The sequence below is a fragment of the Geobacillus sp. FSL W8-1251 genome (assembly GCF_038005945.1).
Taxonomy (GTDB): domain Bacteria; phylum Bacillota; class Bacilli; order Bacillales; family Anoxybacillaceae; genus Geobacillus; species Geobacillus stearothermophilus.
Genome location: NZ_JBBOUF010000001.1, coordinates 988,752 through 1,005,070, shown reverse-complemented (window position 1 = coordinate 1,005,070; position 16,319 = coordinate 988,752). Strand labels below are relative to the sequence as shown.

The following is a 16,319-nucleotide window of genomic DNA, read 5'->3' as shown; positions in this document are numbered from 1 at the left end:
ATTCCGTTGTCCGGCCGCGCTGTTCCCTAGAACAAGGGGTGCCGCCGTTTCGGGAAGCTGAGCGGCGTTTTTAAGGGCTTTACGGGAAAACGGCCGCATAGTATAATGGATACGAATTGACTGAATCGTTCATTTAGTCAAATTAAAGGATGAGGCCAATGGCAAGCGACCGTAAACGGCAAATTATCGAGGCGGCAACTCAATCGTTTGCGGCATTCGGCTACAAGGCGACGACGATGGAACAAATCGCCAAGCTCGCCAATGTCGGCAAGGGAACGATTTATACGTTTTTTTCCGTGAAAATAATGAATCCATGAGCGGTTATTTTCATGCTTGGGTGGCGAGTAAAAGCTTACTCATGGATGTTTTTTGTGTAAAAAAAAACGCCCCCACACGGGGGGCATTAAAGCAAAAAAGGCAGGTTGCATCGGGGAACAGCCTATTGCCGGCGGGGCAGCCGGCATCGTGACGCAAGGGCAGCGTCCGCTCACCTAGTGGCGGTAAGCGGTGCCAAGGCAGTCAGAGCATGTGTTGCCGTAGCACTCGTGCTGCTCGTCGATCGTTTTGCCGCATTGCGAGCACTTTTTCGGTGCTATGTTTTTGAAAAATTCTAACACTTTCATCAACATTGTGATCCCCTCCGTTGTCTTGGTGATTTCATTGTATTATAACACAGATAAAAATGTCAATAGGTGTTTTAAAACAACATCAACAAAGATGAAAAAAAGGCAGCCGTCGTGTATGATGAAGACAAAATGGGTGGAAGGAGAGGAAAGGGAATGAAAGTGACAGTCATCGGCTATTGGGGAGGGTTTCCCGCCGCCAATGAAGCGACATCCGCTTATTTGTTTGAGCATGACGGGTTTCGCATGCTTGTCGACTGCGGAAGCGGGGCGCTCGCCAAGCTGCAAAACTACACGGCTGTAGAAAACTTGGATGCGGTTGTCGTCTCCCACTATCACTATGATCATATCGCCGATATCGGCCCGCTCCAATATGCGCGCCTCATTCATAAAAATGTAGGGGCGGATTTGCCGGTGCTGCCGATTTACGGCCACCAAGAAGATGAGGCGGCCTTCGCCCGCCTGACGCATAGCGGCATTACGGAAGGGATTCCTTATGTCCCGGCCAAGGTGCTTGCGGTCGGTCCGTTTTCGCTTTCATTTTTGAAAACAGTCCATCCGGTTCCGTGTTATGCGATGCGCATCACTGCCGGCGGCAACACGGTCGTGTACACGGCTGATTCGAGCTACATGCCGGAATTTACACCGTTTGCAAAAGGAGCTGATTTGCTCATTTGCGAGTGCAATTTTTACGCTGGACAAAACGCGGCGCCGGCCGGCCATATGACGAGCGAGGAAGCGGCGGCCATCGCCGAGGGGGCGGGCGTTGGTGAACTATGGTTGACGCACTTGCCGCACATTGGCAGGCACGAACAGCTCGTTGAAGAAGCGGAGCGGACGTTCCGCGGCGTTATTCGCCTTGCCCGCACCGGCTTAGTGTGGGCGCAGTAGCGAAAAGTAGCGAAAAAACGGCGAGGGAAGCGCTTTCGATTGTCCTTCGCCGTTCTTTTTTTATAATAAATTATAGTTCGAATTTTTTTACTTGAAAAATGAATGGTCATTCATTTTTAAGGGGGGAGATTGGATGAACTTAACGACACGGTTGGCGCAAATCGCCAAACAACTACCGGACAAAGAAGCGTACGTGTTTATGGGGGAACGATGCACGTATCAACAATTGGACGCCGCGGTGTCGCGGTTTGCCGACGGATTGGCGCAGCTTGGCATTCGCCGGGGGGGATCACATCGCCTTATTGCTTGGCAATTTGCCGTAATTTGTCATCGGCCTGTACGGGGCGCTGCGGCTCGGAGCGACCGTCATCCCGATCAATCCGATTTATACGCCGGAAGAAATTGGGTATATTTTGCTTAATGGCGACGTCAAAGCGGTAATCGGGCTCGATTTGCTCGCTCCGCTCTTTGCCGGGGCGAAGCAGCGCCTGCCTTTGCTGAAGCAGGCCATCGTTTGTGAAACGCCGCAAGGAAAGGAAAAAGGGATTACGCTGTCCGATGAAATAAAATCGTTTGCAGAAGTGTTGGCTGCCGGCGAAGTCGGTGAACTTGTTGTGCGCGGCCCGAACGTCATGAAAGGGTACTACAAAATGCCGGAAGAAACGGCGGCTGCCTTGCGCGATGGCTGGCTGCACACCGGCGATTTGGCGCGATGGATGAGGAGGGCTATTTCTACATCGTCGACCGGAAAAAAGAGATGATCATCGTCGGCGGCTACAATGTATATCCGCGTGAGGTCGAGGAAGTGCTGTACAGTCATCCAGGCGTCGTCGAAGCCGCTGTGATCGGCGTGCCGGATCCGGATTACGGCGAGGCGGTGCTGGCGTTTGTACAGAGGAAAAAACGGAAAGCAGCACAGCTTGAGAGGGGAGAGACGGTTGCTGGAGCTAAAACGAATTACAAAAGTATTTAACGAAGGAACTGCTGATGAAAAAGTCGCCTTGCGGGGGATTGATTTAACGCTGGCCCCCGGCGATTTTGTCACGGTCATCGGCAGCAACGGCGCCGGAAAGTCGACGTTGATGAATATCATTTCCGGCCGGTTGTCCCCTGATACGGGTGAAGTGTGGATCAACGGCCGCAACGTCACGGCGCTCAAAGAACATGCCCGCGCCCGCTACATCGGCCGCGTGTTTCAAGATCCGATGGCCGGCACCGCCCCCCATATGACGATTGAGGAAAATTTGGCGCTCGCTTACAACCGAACAAGACGGCGCACGCTGCGTCTTGGTGTAACAAGAGAAAAGCGAAAGTGGTTTCGGGAAACGCTGCAAACGCTCCATTTAGGGCTCGAAGACCGGCTCGCCGCTAAAGTCGGCCTTCTCTCCGGCGGGGAGCGGCAGGCGCTTTCACTGTTGATGGCCACATTCACAAAGCCGGATGTGCTTTTGCTTGATGAACATACCGCCGCCCTCGACCCGGCGCGGGCCGAGCTTGTCACCGAATTGACGAAGGAAATTGTCAGACAGCATCAGTTGACGACGCTGATGGTCACGCACAATATGGAGCAGGCGATTCGCCTTGGCAACCGGCTCATCATGATGGATGGCGGGCAAATTATTTTCACGGCCGCGGGAGAGGAAAAAGAAAAATTGACAGTCGAGCGGCTGTTGGAAGAGTTTCAGCGCATCCGCGGCAGCCGGTTTGCGAGCGACCGCGCTGTACTCGGTTCATAAAACGAAACGAGGTGCCCCAACGTTGCGGGCGCCTCATTTTCGGTGCAATGGAACGGGTCAAGCGGTTGGAAGCGGCTTGGTCGCCTTTTGATAGGCGGCTTGCAGCGCTTTCGTCACGTCCCCCGGTTCGACGTTTCCGATCAATGTTTCTTCTACTTGGACGATCGGAGTGATCGCCGAGGTGGTGCTCGTCAAAAACAATTCATCGGCTTCGGCGAGACTGCTGACGGAAAACGCCTTTTCGATGAACGGAATGCCAAGTTCAGCGCAAAATTCCTTCACTTTGGTGCGGACGATGCCGTTTAAAATCCGCTCCGTCGCTGGGTGAGTATAGACGGTTTTGTGTTTGACAAGGAAAATGTTCGATGAACTTCCCTCGGTCACGACGCCGTCGCGGTGGAGAATCGCTTCAAACGCTCCGCGCTCGACGGCTTCTTGTTTTGCAAGTACGTTCGGCAGCAAGTTCAAGCTTTTAATGCAGCAGTACTCCCAGCGGACGTCTTTGGTCAAAATCGCGCGCACGCCGCGCGCCATTTCCTCCGTTTTTCGCGCCATCGGCTGAATGTAGGCGTACAAATTCGGCCGGTTTTCGGCCGGAAATGCATGGCTGCGCGGGAAGCTCCCTCGCGTCACTTGCAAATACAAAATGGCATCTTCTCGCACATCGTTCATGCGGCGCAGCTGCTCGAGCCGCTCAGCCAACTCTTCATGGCTGAACGGAACGGCGAGGCGAATGGCCGCCGCCGAGCGGTATAGGCGGTCTAGATGTTCATGGAGCCAGATGTACGTGCCGCTGTATAGACGAACGACTTCGTAGACGCCGTCGCCAAACTGCAAGCCGCGTTCTTCCATCGGATAGGCAACTTGTTCGGAACGAAGGAGGCCGCGTTCGGTCAAAACATATGCTTTTACGGTCATGGACGTGCACTCCTTTTCTTGTGACAAATCGATCGTCAATCAATTTGATTATATCATAGAGGAAAAAAAAACTGTGATGGATTTTCGGGTTACGAAACATCGTTCTTTTTTGCATAATGGAGCTATTAATCTAGCAAGACGGGGGGATGATCAGTGGAAACGACATGGGAAGCTAGCAAGATGGCGCCGTTTCGCCAAGGAGTGCAAGCGGGGGTGGCGATCGCCATTGGCTATACGCCGATTGCGCTCGCTTTTGGACTACTCGCCAAGACGACCGGGCTGATGCTTGGCGAAACGGTGCTGATGAGCCTTGTTGTCTTTGCTGGCGCTTCGCAATATATTGCCCTCAGTTTGATTGCCGCCGGCACCGGGGCGTTGGAAATCGTGTTGACGACGTTTATTTTAATTCTATCGGCACGTTTGTTCTTCACTTGTCGAAAGGATGGTCGATCGTGTTGGCTACGTTGCTGTCGGCTGTCATCGTTCAATGGCTGGCGAAAGAAGGAGGAAACGGCGATGAATAGCACGATCGTCTGGATGATCATCGGCATGGGAGTCGTGACGTACTTGCCCCGCCTGCTGCCGTTTGTGCTGCTCGGCCGCATCCAGCTGCCGCCGTTTTGGCAAGGGGTGCTGAAAAACGTGCCGTATGCAGTGCTTGGGGCGCTCATTATTCCTGACGTTTTTTTCATCCAAGATGATGTTGTGTTCGGAGCCATTGGTTTTGCGGCGGCTGTCATCGCGGCTTGGTTCGGGGCCAATGTCATGGTCGTCGTTCTTGCCGCGGTTGCGGTCCTCAGTCTGTATTCGCTCGTCGTTTGAATGATGCTGTCTTTGGCAAGGGGGCAAAAGGCGCTGGATTTCCCTGGAACACACATCATCCAGCACAAACAGGTGTCCCGAGTGATCGGGACACCTGTTTGTTGCGGCGATATTACGGCAACTCATTCATAATGGTTTCATATACGTCATCGACGTGAAACCGCGAAGTCCCCATCCCGACCTGCTCAATGACGCGGCCATCGCGGTCAAGCAAGTACGCGAGCGCTGTATGCACAATCATCCCGTTGCCCGGGTCTCGGTATTGAAAATCGAAGGCGTCGGCTGTTTTTTTTGTTTCGTCCTCGCTGCCGCGCAAAAATACCCAGCCTTGCCCGTCGCCGGTTACGCCAAACGTGCGGGCATATGTTTGCAGCTTTTCTTTCGTGTCGCGGGCCGGATCAATCGTGATGGTGATAAATTCGACATCCCGCCCAAATACACCGGCGCTTTCCAGCCGGTCGCGCAGTTTCGCCATTTGCATTGTCGTATTCGGACAAATATCTGGACAGTTTGTATAAATAAACTCAACGAGCCGCACTTTCGGCGGCAAGTCGCCGAACGCATACGGACGCCCCCAGGCAGTTTCCATTGTGACATCATGGGGAAGGCGCGCGGTAGATGGCTTATAAACGGTAAAGTAAAAGATGCCGGCGCCGATTCCGAACAGTACGAGGCACGCTGCTATCGTATACCACTTTCTCATTCCCATCACTCCTCTATTCATGATCATACCAAAAGTAAGGATAGGAAAACGGTGTTGTTTACGAACAGTTTGTGTCTATTTTCCTAATTCAAAAAAGCTTGCATTTTTTTGTTATATAATAAAACCGTAAATAAAAATGATGTATTATAACAAAGAGATGGGGGAAGGAAAAATGGCGTCATTTGCTGAACGTGTCCGACAATTAGAGGAAAGCTGGAAAAATGAAGAGCGCTGGAAAGGGATCGTCCGCCCGTACAGCGCCGAAGATGTCATTAAACTGCGCGGCTCGATCGATATTGAGCATACGCTCGCTCGGCGCGGCGCAGAAAAACTATGGAAACTGCTCCATACCGAAGACTATGTCCACGCGCTTGGTGTGTTGACGGGGAATCAGGCCGTGCAACAAGTGAAAGCCGGGTTGAAAGCCATTTATTTAAGTGGATGGCAGGTGGCAGCCGACGCCAACCTCGCCGGGCAAATGTATCCGGACCAAAGCTTGTATCCGTCCAACAGTGTTCCGCACGTCGTCAAACGCATTAATCAGGCGTTGCAGCGCGCTGATCAAATTCAATATTTGGAAGGTAGTGGAGACATCGACTACTTTGTTCCGATCGTGGCTGATGCCGGGGCGGGGCAAGCTGCTGGCCTATAACTGCTCACCGTCGTTCAACTGGAAGAAAAAATTGGACGATGAAACGATCGCCAAATTCCAGCAAGAGCTCGGCAAAATGGGGTACAAGTTCCAGTTCGTTACTCTGGCTGGATTCCACGCGCTCAACTACAGCATGTTTGAACTGGCGCGCGGCTACAAAGAACGCGGCATGGCTGCATACGCCGAACTGAAGCAAGCAGAATTTGCCGCTGAAAAATATGGCTACACTGCAACGCGCCATCAACGCGAAGTCGGCACCGGCTATTTTGATGAAGTCGCCCAAGTCATCTCCGGCGGTCAAGCATCCACCGTCGCCTTGAAAGGATCGACGGAAGAGGAGCAGTTTACGACCGCTTGACGGCGGCTATTGCCGTATATCGACGGAAGCCCGGTTTGACCGGGCTTTTTTGCGTATAAAAGGAAAAAGCTGGCGCACTCTATAGACGGAGGGAGGCGATGAAATGGAAAAGAAAAAAGATAGTCTGCCGGAGCTAATCCCTGCCGAATTCCGCGTCAGCACCGATCTCCATTTTGAACAATCGTGGATGAACGAGGAAACGTATGCAGGCGATTCGGTCGGCGAACATACGGCGCTCGAGCAAGCGAACGAGTATTTAGCAATGAAAGAAATCGGCCAGACGTTTGAAAACTCCTGACAATGCCCATGACGATCGTCATGGGATTTTTTGCGCAAAAAAACGCTGGCTTTTTTAAAAATATAGAAAAATATAACTATTGGTGGTATGATAGGAGTGGTGAGTTCGTTGAGAGGAGATGAGACGATGAAAGTAAATGAATTTATCATCCTAAACCATTTCGTCGTGAGCCGTTATACGATGGCGATTCTCCCTTATTTGTTGAACAATGACCTGTATGCAAAGGTCGTCGAGGAAGATGGCGAGTACATTGTCAAACAAACGCCCCTCGACATTATTAGACATAGCTGCGATTATTATGGCTGCAGCTTTCAAGGCAGAAAAGAGGGAACAAAGGCCGTGATCGGCATCACCCACAAAGCGCCGATCGCCATTGAACCGTCCAACGAAATTTACTTCTTTCCCACCGCTTCCCCGAAAGATTCCTGCTGTGTTTGGCTGTCGCATATGCATGTCTATCGGTATGAGCCTGCGAAATATGAGCGGACGGTTGTATACTTCCGCAACGGGAAAAGCGTTGTCCTCGATGTGTCCTGCAAATCTTTCATCAACCAATTGCACCGAACAGCCCAGCTGCGGACGAAACTGTCGGAGCAAATGGAGGCGAGAGAGCGCAAACTGCAATACATATATCGCATGCAGCAAGAAAAGCATGTGACGGAATAACCGCCATGATAAAAAATGGGTTTTCACAAGCAAAAGTTCAAATTGCGCGGCCGAGCGTGTAAAATAAAAATATAAACGGCATTTGAATGGAGAAAGAAAGATGAATATGGAAAATTTGAAACAATGGCTCACGCTCGACCACGTGCTTTCCTTACTCGACCATTACCGTTCCTTCGGCATATTTCCCGGCATTGCGGCGACGCTGCTCGAGTCGTTTTTTCCGATTTTGCCGATGGTTGTGTTTGTGATGGCGAACGCAGCGGCATTCGGGTTGTGGAAAGGGTTTTTCATTTCTTGGATTGGCGCTTCGCTCGGCTCGCTCATCGTCTTTTGGCTGACGCGGAAGATCGGCCAGCAGCGTTTCTTTCATTTTGTCCGCCGCCATCCAAAAGTGCGCCAGTTTATGCACTGGATTGAACGGCACGGATTCGGGCCGCTGTTTTTGCTGTATTGCTTTCCTTTCACCCCGTCGGCGCTTGTCAATATCGTTGCCGGTCTGTCACGCATCAGCCGCCAGCAGTTTGTATTAGCGGTCTTGCTTGGAAAGATGATCATGATTTTTACGATCAGCTTTATCGGGTATGACTTGGTGGCGCTTGTCCGCCAGCCGTTGCGTACGGCGGCGATCGCTGTTGTTGTGCTGCTGCTTTGGTATGCGGGAAAACGAGTAGAGGCAAGATTTTCGTTGACGGAAAAACAACGCAGCGAGGAGGACAGGGAGTGACCAAACGGAAACAAGGAAAGAAGCGGGGACGCCGCTGGCCATGGCTCGCCGCTGTCGGGTTTGTCGCCATGCTCCGTTTTTTCGTTTTCAGCAATTATATGGTGGAAGGAAAGTCAATGATGCCGACGCTGCAAAGCGGCAATTTGCTGATCGTCAATAAGATCCGTTATGAAATTGCCCCGATTCATCGGTTTGATGTCGTCGTGTTTCACGCCAATCAAAAGGAAGATTACGTGAAACGGGTCATCGGGTTGCCGGGGGATCGGATCGAGTACAAAAACGATGTGCTGTATATTAACGGTCGACAGGTCGATGAACCGTATTTGCGGCCGTATAAGCAGCAACTCCTTAGCGGGAAGCTGACAGGCGGTTTTACCCTTGAAGAGGTGACGGGAGAAAAGCGGGTGCCGGCTGGCTGCATTTTTGTCCTTGGCGACAATCGGCTCAGCAGTTGGGACAGCCGCCATTTCGGCTTCGTCAAAATCAGCCAAGTGGTCGGCAAGGTAGACCTCCGCTATTGGCCGTTTCGGGAGATTGCTTTCCATTTTTGAGAAAATGGCGCATCGAGGTGCGGCGACGGTTTTGCCTAAGGGAGCGGTTGCTTTCAAGGAAGGCAGTTTTTCTTTACCAAATACGAACATATGTGCTAAAATAGAAAAGATAAAGGAAACGAATGGTGGTGATCGCCGTGTCGCTTCGCTTTTTGCTTGGACGATCGGGAAGCGGGAAGACGGCTATGTGTCTTGCGGAAATCCGCCGCAAGCTGCAGGAAGATCCGAGAGGAAAGACGATTGTTTACCTCGTTCCGGAGCAGATGACGTTTCAATGTGAATACGCCTTAATCCATACCGAGGGAGCAGGAGGAATGATCCGCGCCCAAGTGTTCAGCTTCCCCCGCCTCGCCTGGCGCGTCTTGCAGGAGACGGGAGGCATGAACCGCTACCACGTCCACGATGTCGGCGTGCAAATGATGATTCGCAAAATTATTGAACAGCGGAAACAGGAGCTTAAACTGTTTGGCCGCGCGGCGGACAAAAGCGGTTTTGTCGAGCAGCTGCATGAGATGATCGCCGAATGCAAGCGGTATTGCTTAACGCCGGACGAGCTTCGCCGCCGTGTCGAGGAGCTGGAAAGCGGGCCGAGCCGGCCGGGACGGCGCCTGCTGGCCGATAAGCTCAGCGATGTCGCGCTCGTTTATGCAGAGCTCGAGCGGAGCTTAAGCGGCCATTACCTCGATTCGGAAGATTATTTGCGCCTGCTCGCCGAACAAATCCCCCGCTCCTGCTATTTGCGTGATGCCGATGTTTATATCGACGGATTCCATCATTTTGCCCCGCAAGAATACATAGTGATTGAGCAGCTTCTTCGTCATTGCCGGCGGGTCACCGTTTGCCTGACGGTCGACCGTCCGTATGATGGTGAGATGCCGGACGAGCTCGACTTGTTTTATCTGCCGGCGCAGACGTACCGCCAGTTGCGCGAGCTTGCCTTGGCCAACGATGTTTTGCTTGAAGAGCCGGTCGTGCTCGCGGAAAACCGACGTCATCAAAGCGGGGCGCTCGCCCATCTCGAGGCGCAGTTTCATCGCCGCCCGCTGCCGCCTTACGAAGCGGAAGACGGTGCGGTCTGCCTTTATGAGGCGGCCAACCGCCGCGCAGAACTGGAAGCGGTCGCCCGGGAAATCATCCGCCTTGTCCGCGACGAAGGGGCGCGCTATCGCGACATCGCACTCGTCATCCGCCAAACGGAGGCGTACCGCGACCTTGTGAAGACGGTGTTTTTTGATTTTGGCATCCCGTATTTTATGGATGAAAAAGAGCCGATGCACCATCATCCGCTCATTGAACTTGTGCGCGCTGCTTTGGAAACAATTTCCACAAACTGGCGGTATGAGGCGGTGTTTCGCGCTGTGAAGACGGATTTGCTCTTTCCGTTGGACGGTGACTTGGTCATGTGGCGCGAGGCAGCCGACAAACTCGAAAACTATGTTCTTGCTTATGGGGTGAAGGGGGACAAATGGACGAGCGGCGAGCGCTGGCCGTATCGGCGCTACCGGGCGCTTGACGGGTTGAATGTGCCGCAGACGGATGAAGAACGGCAATTTGAGGACAAGTTGAACGAATGGCGGGAGACGCTGGCCGCCCCGCTCCGCCGCCTTGAGCGCCGTTTGCGCCGGGCTAAGGACGGGCGCGGGTATTGCACGGCGCTATATCTCTTGTTAGAAGAATTGCAGATTCCGAAAAAGCTGGAACAAATGAGCGCGCAGGCGGAAGCGGAAGGCCGCCTCGTGGAAGCGCGCCAGCATGAGCAGGTGTGGAACGCGGTCATCGATTTGCTTGACCAATACGTTGAAATGCTCGGAGCGGAACCGTTGTCGTTAGCCGAATTTGCTAAAATTATCGAGGCCGGGCTTGACCGGCTTGAGTTCTCCCTTGTGCCGCCGGCCATCGATCAAGTGATCGTCGCCCAGCTCGACCGTTCGCGCCTCATCGGCGTGAAGTATGCGTTTGTCATTGGCGCCAACGATGGCGTCATTCCGGCCAGGGCGAAAGAGGATGGGCTTATGGCGGAAATCGAACGGGAGCAGCTGCGCGAACTCGGTGTGGCGCTTGCGCCGGGGAGCCGGGAACAGCTGTTTTACGACCCGTTTTTTATCTACCTGGCGCTTGCCTGTCCAAGCGAACGGCTGTATGTTACATACCCGCTGGCCGATGGCGAAGGGAAAGCGCTCATGCCATCGCCGCTGATTAAACAATTGTCGGAGCTGTTCCCGAAGGTGAAGGTGCGCTTGTGCGGCAACGATCCGTTCGATGCCCCGGAAGAGAAGGCGGAGGCGTTTGTGACAGCGCCGCAGGCGACACAAACGTATTTGGTCAGCCAGCTGCGCGCATGGAAGCGAAACTATGGCATCGATCCGCTTTGGTGGGATGTGTACAACGTGTTCATCGCCCGCCCGGAATGGAACGAGAGGGTGCAAAAGGCGGTGTCGGCGCTGTTTTATACAAACAAAGCCGCGCCGTTGAAAAAACAATGGAGCCGGCGGTTGTACGGAAAAAAAATTCAGGCGAGCGTCTCGCGCATGGAGCAGTTTCAAAAATGCCCGTACGCCCATTTTATTTCACACGGGCTGCGCTTGAAGGAGCGAAGCATTTTCCGCCTCGAGGCGCCGGATGTCGGCCAGTTGTTCCATGCGGCCATTAAACAAATCGCCGACCGACTGCGCGAACAGCACGTTGATTGGAGCGAACTGTCCCAACCGGATTGCGAGCGTCTGTCGGATGAAGCGGTCGAACGGCTTGCCCCCCTCATTCAACAGCAAGTGCTGTCCAGTTCGTCTCGCTATGAATATATGAAACGGAAATTAAAACACGTTGTCGCCCGCACGACCCACGTGTTGAGCGAGCATGCGCGGGCGAGCGGCTTTGTTCCGATCGGGCTCGAGCTGGCGTTTGGACCGGGCGGCGATTTGCCGCCGCTTCGCTTTCAACTTCGCGACGGGACGGTTATGGAGCTTGTCGGGCGAATCGACCGCGTTGAAAAGGCAGAAAGCAGCGAAGGAGTATTTCTTCGCATCATCGATTACAAATCGAGCGCCAAAACGCTTGATTTGACGGAAGTGTATTACGGTTTGGCGTTGCAAATGCTTACCTATTTGGACATTGTGCTCACGTATGCTGAGCAACTTGTCAAACAGCCGGCGCTGCCGGCCGGGGTGCTCTATTTCCATGTCCATAATCCGATTGTGAAGGCGAAGCAGTGGCTTGACGATGAAGCGGAGATGGCGAAACAACTTCTTGAGCCGTTTCGGATGCGCGGTCTGCTGCTTGCCGATGTGGAGGCAATCCGGCTGATGGACAGTCAATTGGAAAAAGGGCAGCGGTCGCTGATTGTGCCGGTTAGGCTGACGAGCAGCGGGGCGATTCATTCGCAGTCTTCGGTCGCGAGCGCTTCTGATTTTGATGCGCTTCGCCAGCACGTCCGCCGTCTGTTTGCCGATATTGGCGGACAAATCGCTGACGGCATTGTATCGATTGCCCCGTACAAGCTGAAAAGCAAAACAGCGTGCGACTTTTGCGCCTTTAAGTCCATATGCCAATTTGACGAGGCGCTGTCCGGCAACGAATTCCGAAAGCTTGCCCCACAGACGGGGGAAGACGTGATGAAGAATATAACGAAAGGGAGGGGAGAGTCTTGAGCGTTGCGTTTCGCCCGAAGCCGGCCGGAAGCCGGTGGACGGATGAACAGTGGAAAGCCATCGTGGCCGGCGGCCGGGACGTTCTCGTCGCTGCGGCGGCCGGGTCTGGAAAAACGGCCGTTCTTGTTGAGCGAATCATCCAAAAAGTAACGGCGGAAGACGAGGCGACCGATATTGACCGCCTTCTTGTCGTCACGTTTACGAACGCTGCGGCGGCTGAGATGAAAGCAAGGATCGGCGAGGCGCTCGAGCGCGAACTCGCCAAGCGGCCGCATTCGCTCCATTTGCGGCGCCAGCTCAGCCTGCTCAACCGCGCCTCGATTTCGACGCTCCATTCGTTTTGCTTAGATGTCATCCGCAAATATTATTATTTGCTCGATCTGGATCCGTCGTTTCGCATCGCTGATGAGACAGAAATCGAACTGCTGAAAGAGGACGTCCTTGAGGAGCTGCTTGAGGAGGAATATGGAAAGGCGGATAATGAGCGCTTTTTTGCCGTCATTGATGCTTACACCGGAGACCGGAGCGATGCCGAGCTGCAAGACATGATTTTCGCGTTGCATGACTTCTCCCGCTCCCACCCCGCGCCCGATGAATGGCTGAAAGGCCTTGTATCCATGTATGAGGTCGATGAACAGACGCCGCCCGAGTCGCTTTTGCCATCGCGCTATATCAACCAACATGCGGCGATGGAGCTGGCAGCGGCCAAACGGCTCATCGAAAGGGCGTTGCGTCTTGCGCAGGAACCGGGCGGGCCGCGGCCGTATGAGAAACGGCTGCGCGAGGATGCCGCCGTTGTCGCTGAACTTGAAAGATGGCGGTCGCAATCGTGGGAAGGACTGTATCGTGCTTTGCAGTCGCTGGCGTTCGGCCGGCTTCCGGGCTGTCGCGGCGATGGCTATGATAAGTGGCTCGTTGATGAGGCGAAATCGCTTCGCGACCAGGCGAAGAAGAAACTGGAAGCGCTGCGCGACAACATATTTTCGCTGCCCCCGTCTGTCTGGATCCGCCATATGCGGGAGATGAAGCCGGCGGTTGAGACGATCGTTGCGCTTGTCCGCTCTTTTTCCGATAGGTTTCAAGCCGTGAAACGTGAAAAAGGGATCGTCGACTTTTCTGATTTGGAACATTATTGTCTGCATGTTTTGCGGCAGCGCGACCCGAAAACGGGCGAATGGCAGCCATCGGCGGCCGCTTTGGAGTACCAAGCGCAGTTTGATGAAGTGCTTGTCGATGAGTATCAAGATACGAACCTTGTGCAAGAAGCGATTTTGCAGCTCGTTAAAAAAGGAAGCGAGCGGACTGGCAACTTATTTATGGTCGGCGATGTCAAGCAGTCGATTTATCGTTTTCGCCTCGCCGAGCCGATGCTGTTTTTGGACAAATACAAACGGTTTGCCGCTGATGGGGACGCAGGGGGAATGAGAATTGATTTGGCGCGCAATTTCCGCAGCCGCGCCGAGGTGCTGGACGGAACGAACTTCCTTTTTGCACAAATCATGGGGGAAACCGTTGGGGAGATGGCGTACGATGAAGCAGCCCAGCTTAAGTATGGCGCCGATTATCCGGATGGGGCGGATACTGTTCCGGAAGTGATGATCATCAACCGGCAGCGCGCGGCGGAAGAAGAGGACGAAGAGGCAGCGGAGCTTGAGGGCTCCGAGCTGGAGGCGCGCCTAATGGCCGAGAAAATCAAAGAAATCGTGTCGCGGCCATTTTATGTGCATGACCGCTCAAGCGGGCAACCGCGGCGTGCCATGTACCGAGACATCGTTGTGCTCGTCCGTTCGATGACGAACGCCCCGCAAATGATCGAGCAGCTGCAGGCGCACGGCATTCCGGCGGCTGCCGATTTATCGTCCGGCTACTTTCAGGCGACGGAAGTTTCGGTGATGCTGTCGCTTCTGAAAGTCATTGACAACCCGCACCAAGACATTCCGCTCGCCGCTGTGCTCCGTTCGCCGTTGTTTCGCTTTGATGAAAACGAGCTGGCCATGATCCGCCTCGCCGATCCAAAAGGAACGTTTTATGAGGCGCTTCAGTTGTTCCGGCAAAAGCCGGCGGAAACGGATGAGGAGGAGGCAGCCAAGAAAAAAGCGGCCGCGTTTTTGGAGCAGCTCGGGCGCTGGCGCACGATGGCCCGCCGCCGCTCGTTGGCCGACCTCATCTGGCAGCTGTATCGCGATACACAATTTTACGATTTTGTCGGCGCGCTGCCGGGTGGAAAGCAACGGCAGGCCAATTTGCGCGCCTTGTATGATCGCGCTCGCCAATACGAATCGACGGCCTTTCGCGGGCTGTTCCGCTTTCTCCGCTTTATTGAGCGGCTGCAGGAGCGCGGCGATGATTTAGGAGCAGCCCGGCCGCTTGGTGAGCAGGAAGATGTCGTGCGGGTGATGACGATCCATAGCAGCAAAGGGCTCGAGTTTCCGGTCGTCTTTCTGGCCGGACTCGCCCGCCCGTTTTATACGCGGGATTTGCATCATCCGTACTTGCTGGATAAAGAGCTCGGCTTTGGCGCCCGTTTTGTCCACCCACAGCTGCGCATCAGCTATCCAACGCTGCCATTGCTGGCGATCCAAGTGAAAAAGCGGCTCGAGTTGCTCGCCGAGGAAATGCGCATTTTGTACGTTGCACTGACAAGAGCGAAAGAGAAGCTTTATTTGCTCGCCGCGGTCAACGATGCCGATAAGGAGATCGAAAAATGGAAAGGCGTTGCGGGAGAACGCGAATGGCTGCTTCCCGACGATGTGCGGGCATCGGCCCGTTCCTATTTAGACTGGATCGGCCGGGCGCTCATTCGCCACCGCGACGGGCGCATTTTAGCGGGAGAGAAGGCGCCGGATGAAATCGCCTCCCATCCGTCCGTATGGCGTATTGCCATTGTGCCCGCGGCCGAGCTGCGCAGCGGCGAGGCGGCTGCCGGCCAGGCGGACGAGAGCATGCTCGCTGCGCTTGAACATGGCCGCCCTGTTCCGGCTGGCGGCGGCTGGAAAGAGGAAGCAGAGCGGCGTTTGTTATGGCGGTATCGCTATGAAAAAGGGACGATTGTGCGCGCCAAACAGTCGGTGTCGGAGCTGAAAGAGCAACGGGTGCTGTTTGGCGAGCTGGCGAGTGAATGGCCGCTGCGCCAAGGAACAGCGCCGATTTTCTCGCGGCCGCGCTTTATGCAGGAAAAAACGTTGACGCCGGCGGAAAAAGGAACCGCGCTTCATATCGTCATGCGCCATCTCGACTTGCGTGCGCCGGTCAGTGAAGCGTCCATCCGTGAGCAAATGGGTCGGCTCATCGAAAAAGAGCTGTTGTCGGCCGAGCAAGCCGAAGCGGTCGATGCGGCCGCGATCGCCGCCTTTTTCGCTACGGATATCGGCCGCCGCCTTTGCGCCGCCCGCGAGGTGCACCGGGAAGTGCCATTCAGTCTAGGGCTTCCGGCTTCCCATCTTTACGGGCATGACGGGATGGAAGACGACCGCCGGGTGCTTGTCCAAGGGGTGATTGACTGTGTGTTTGCGGATGAGCGCGGTTATGTGATGATCGACTATAAAACAGATGAGGTGACCGGCCGTTTTGCCGGCCAGAAAGAGGAGGCCGCCCGCTTTTTGCTCGGCCGCTACGGAACGCAAATGCGCCTGTATCGGCAAGCGATTGAGCAAATTTGGCGCGTGCCGGTAGCGGAGTGCTATTTGTATTCGTTTGACGGCCAATACATTATCGCGGTGGAATGACGCGGAGG

The 16,319-nt window shown here is 54.3% G+C and carries 12 protein-coding genes and 4 pseudogenes; 13 read left to right on the top strand and 3 right to left on the bottom strand.

Features of this window, described 5'->3' with window-relative positions; all coding sequences use genetic code 11:
- Positions 1 to 158: 158 nt before the first annotated feature.
- Positions 159 to 302: pseudogene (locus NSS88_RS05145) on the top strand (TetR/AcrR family transcriptional regulator); the annotation flags it as partial.
- A 189-nt stretch (positions 303 to 491) separates the two neighbouring features.
- Here NSS88_RS05145 and yhfH read toward each other — a convergent pair.
- The gene (gene yhfH / locus NSS88_RS05140; RefSeq protein WP_064502499.1) at positions 492 to 629 is read right to left on the bottom strand and encodes a protein YhfH; all 138 of its coding nucleotides are present in this window, start codon (positions 627 to 629) and stop codon (positions 492 to 494) included.
- Between the two features lie 150 nt (positions 630 to 779).
- On the opposite strand from yhfH, the gene NSS88_RS05135 reads away from it, so the two are divergent.
- From NSS88_RS05135 to NSS88_RS05125, 3 genes and pseudogenes are all read left to right on the top strand, one after another.
- A complete protein-coding gene (locus NSS88_RS05135) occupies positions 780 to 1,514 on the top strand; it encodes an MBL fold metallo-hydrolase (RefSeq protein WP_341083376.1) in 735 nt (244 codons plus the stop codon).
- 133 nt (positions 1,515 to 1,647) lie between these two features.
- Positions 1,648 to 2,433, top strand: a pseudogene (locus NSS88_RS05130) (AMP-binding protein); the annotation flags it as partial.
- 19 nt (positions 2,434 to 2,452) lie between these two features.
- Positions 2,453 to 3,250: an ABC transporter ATP-binding protein gene (locus tag NSS88_RS05125; protein ID WP_033013827.1), complete on the top strand. Its 798-nt coding sequence runs from the start codon at positions 2,453 to 2,455 to the stop codon at positions 3,248 to 3,250.
- Between the two features lie 57 nt (positions 3,251 to 3,307).
- Here NSS88_RS05125 and dat read toward each other — a convergent pair whose 3' ends face one another.
- Positions 3,308 to 4,168 (bottom strand): D-amino-acid transaminase, encoded by an 861-nt coding sequence (gene dat / locus NSS88_RS05120; RefSeq protein WP_341083375.1) that lies wholly within the window; start codon positions 4,166 to 4,168, stop codon positions 3,308 to 3,310.
- A 180-nt stretch (positions 4,169 to 4,348) separates the two neighbouring features.
- On the opposite strand from dat, the pseudogene NSS88_RS05115 reads away from it, so the two are divergent.
- Positions 4,349 to 4,513 (top strand): annotated as a pseudogene (locus NSS88_RS05115) (AzlC family ABC transporter permease); the annotation flags it as partial.
- A 171-nt stretch (positions 4,514 to 4,684) separates the two neighbouring features.
- Positions 4,685 to 4,990, top strand: a complete 306-nt coding sequence (locus tag NSS88_RS05110; RefSeq protein WP_033011622.1) for an AzlD domain-containing protein — start codon at positions 4,685 to 4,687, stop codon at positions 4,988 to 4,990.
- A gap of 112 nt (positions 4,991 to 5,102) precedes the next feature.
- On the opposite strand, the gene NSS88_RS05105 is transcribed toward NSS88_RS05110, so the two are convergent.
- Complete coding sequence (locus NSS88_RS05105) at positions 5,103 to 5,693, bottom strand: SCO family protein (protein WP_033013825.1); 591 nt, start codon at positions 5,691 to 5,693, stop codon at positions 5,103 to 5,105.
- A gap of 172 nt (positions 5,694 to 5,865) precedes the next feature.
- Between NSS88_RS05105 and NSS88_RS05100 the strand changes: the two are divergent.
- From NSS88_RS05100 to addA, 7 genes and pseudogenes are all read left to right on the top strand, one after another.
- Positions 5,866 to 6,703 (top strand): annotated as a pseudogene (locus NSS88_RS05100) (hypothetical protein).
- A gap of 103 nt (positions 6,704 to 6,806) precedes the next feature.
- Positions 6,807 to 7,001: a hypothetical protein gene (locus NSS88_RS05095; protein ID WP_033011626.1), complete on the top strand. Its 195-nt coding sequence runs from the start codon at positions 6,807 to 6,809 to the stop codon at positions 6,999 to 7,001.
- A 126-nt stretch (positions 7,002 to 7,127) separates the two neighbouring features.
- The gene (locus tag NSS88_RS05090) at positions 7,128 to 7,667 is read left to right on the top strand and encodes a competence protein ComK (RefSeq protein WP_341083373.1); all 540 of its coding nucleotides are present in this window, start codon (positions 7,128 to 7,130) and stop codon (positions 7,665 to 7,667) included.
- Positions 7,668 to 7,767: 100 nt separating this feature from the next.
- Positions 7,768 to 8,391: a TVP38/TMEM64 family protein gene (locus NSS88_RS05085; RefSeq protein WP_033013824.1), complete on the top strand. Its 624-nt coding sequence runs from the start codon at positions 7,768 to 7,770 to the stop codon at positions 8,389 to 8,391.
- On the top strand, positions 8,388 to 8,942 hold the full coding sequence (gene lepB / locus NSS88_RS05080) for a signal peptidase I (RefSeq protein ID WP_033013823.1): 555 nt from the start codon (positions 8,388 to 8,390) through the stop codon (positions 8,940 to 8,942). The genes NSS88_RS05085 and lepB overlap by 4 nt, the downstream gene beginning before the upstream one ends.
- 137 nt (positions 8,943 to 9,079) lie before the next feature.
- Positions 9,080 to 12,586, top strand: coding sequence for a helicase-exonuclease AddAB subunit AddB (gene addB / locus NSS88_RS05075; protein WP_341085350.1), 3,507 nt, complete (start codon positions 9,080 to 9,082; stop codon positions 12,584 to 12,586).
- Positions 12,583 to 16,311: a helicase-exonuclease AddAB subunit AddA gene (addA, locus tag NSS88_RS05070; RefSeq protein ID WP_055358450.1), complete on the top strand. Its 3,729-nt coding sequence runs from the start codon at positions 12,583 to 12,585 to the stop codon at positions 16,309 to 16,311. The genes addB and addA overlap by 4 nt, the downstream gene beginning before the upstream one ends.
- Positions 16,312 to 16,319 lie beyond the last annotated feature (8 nt).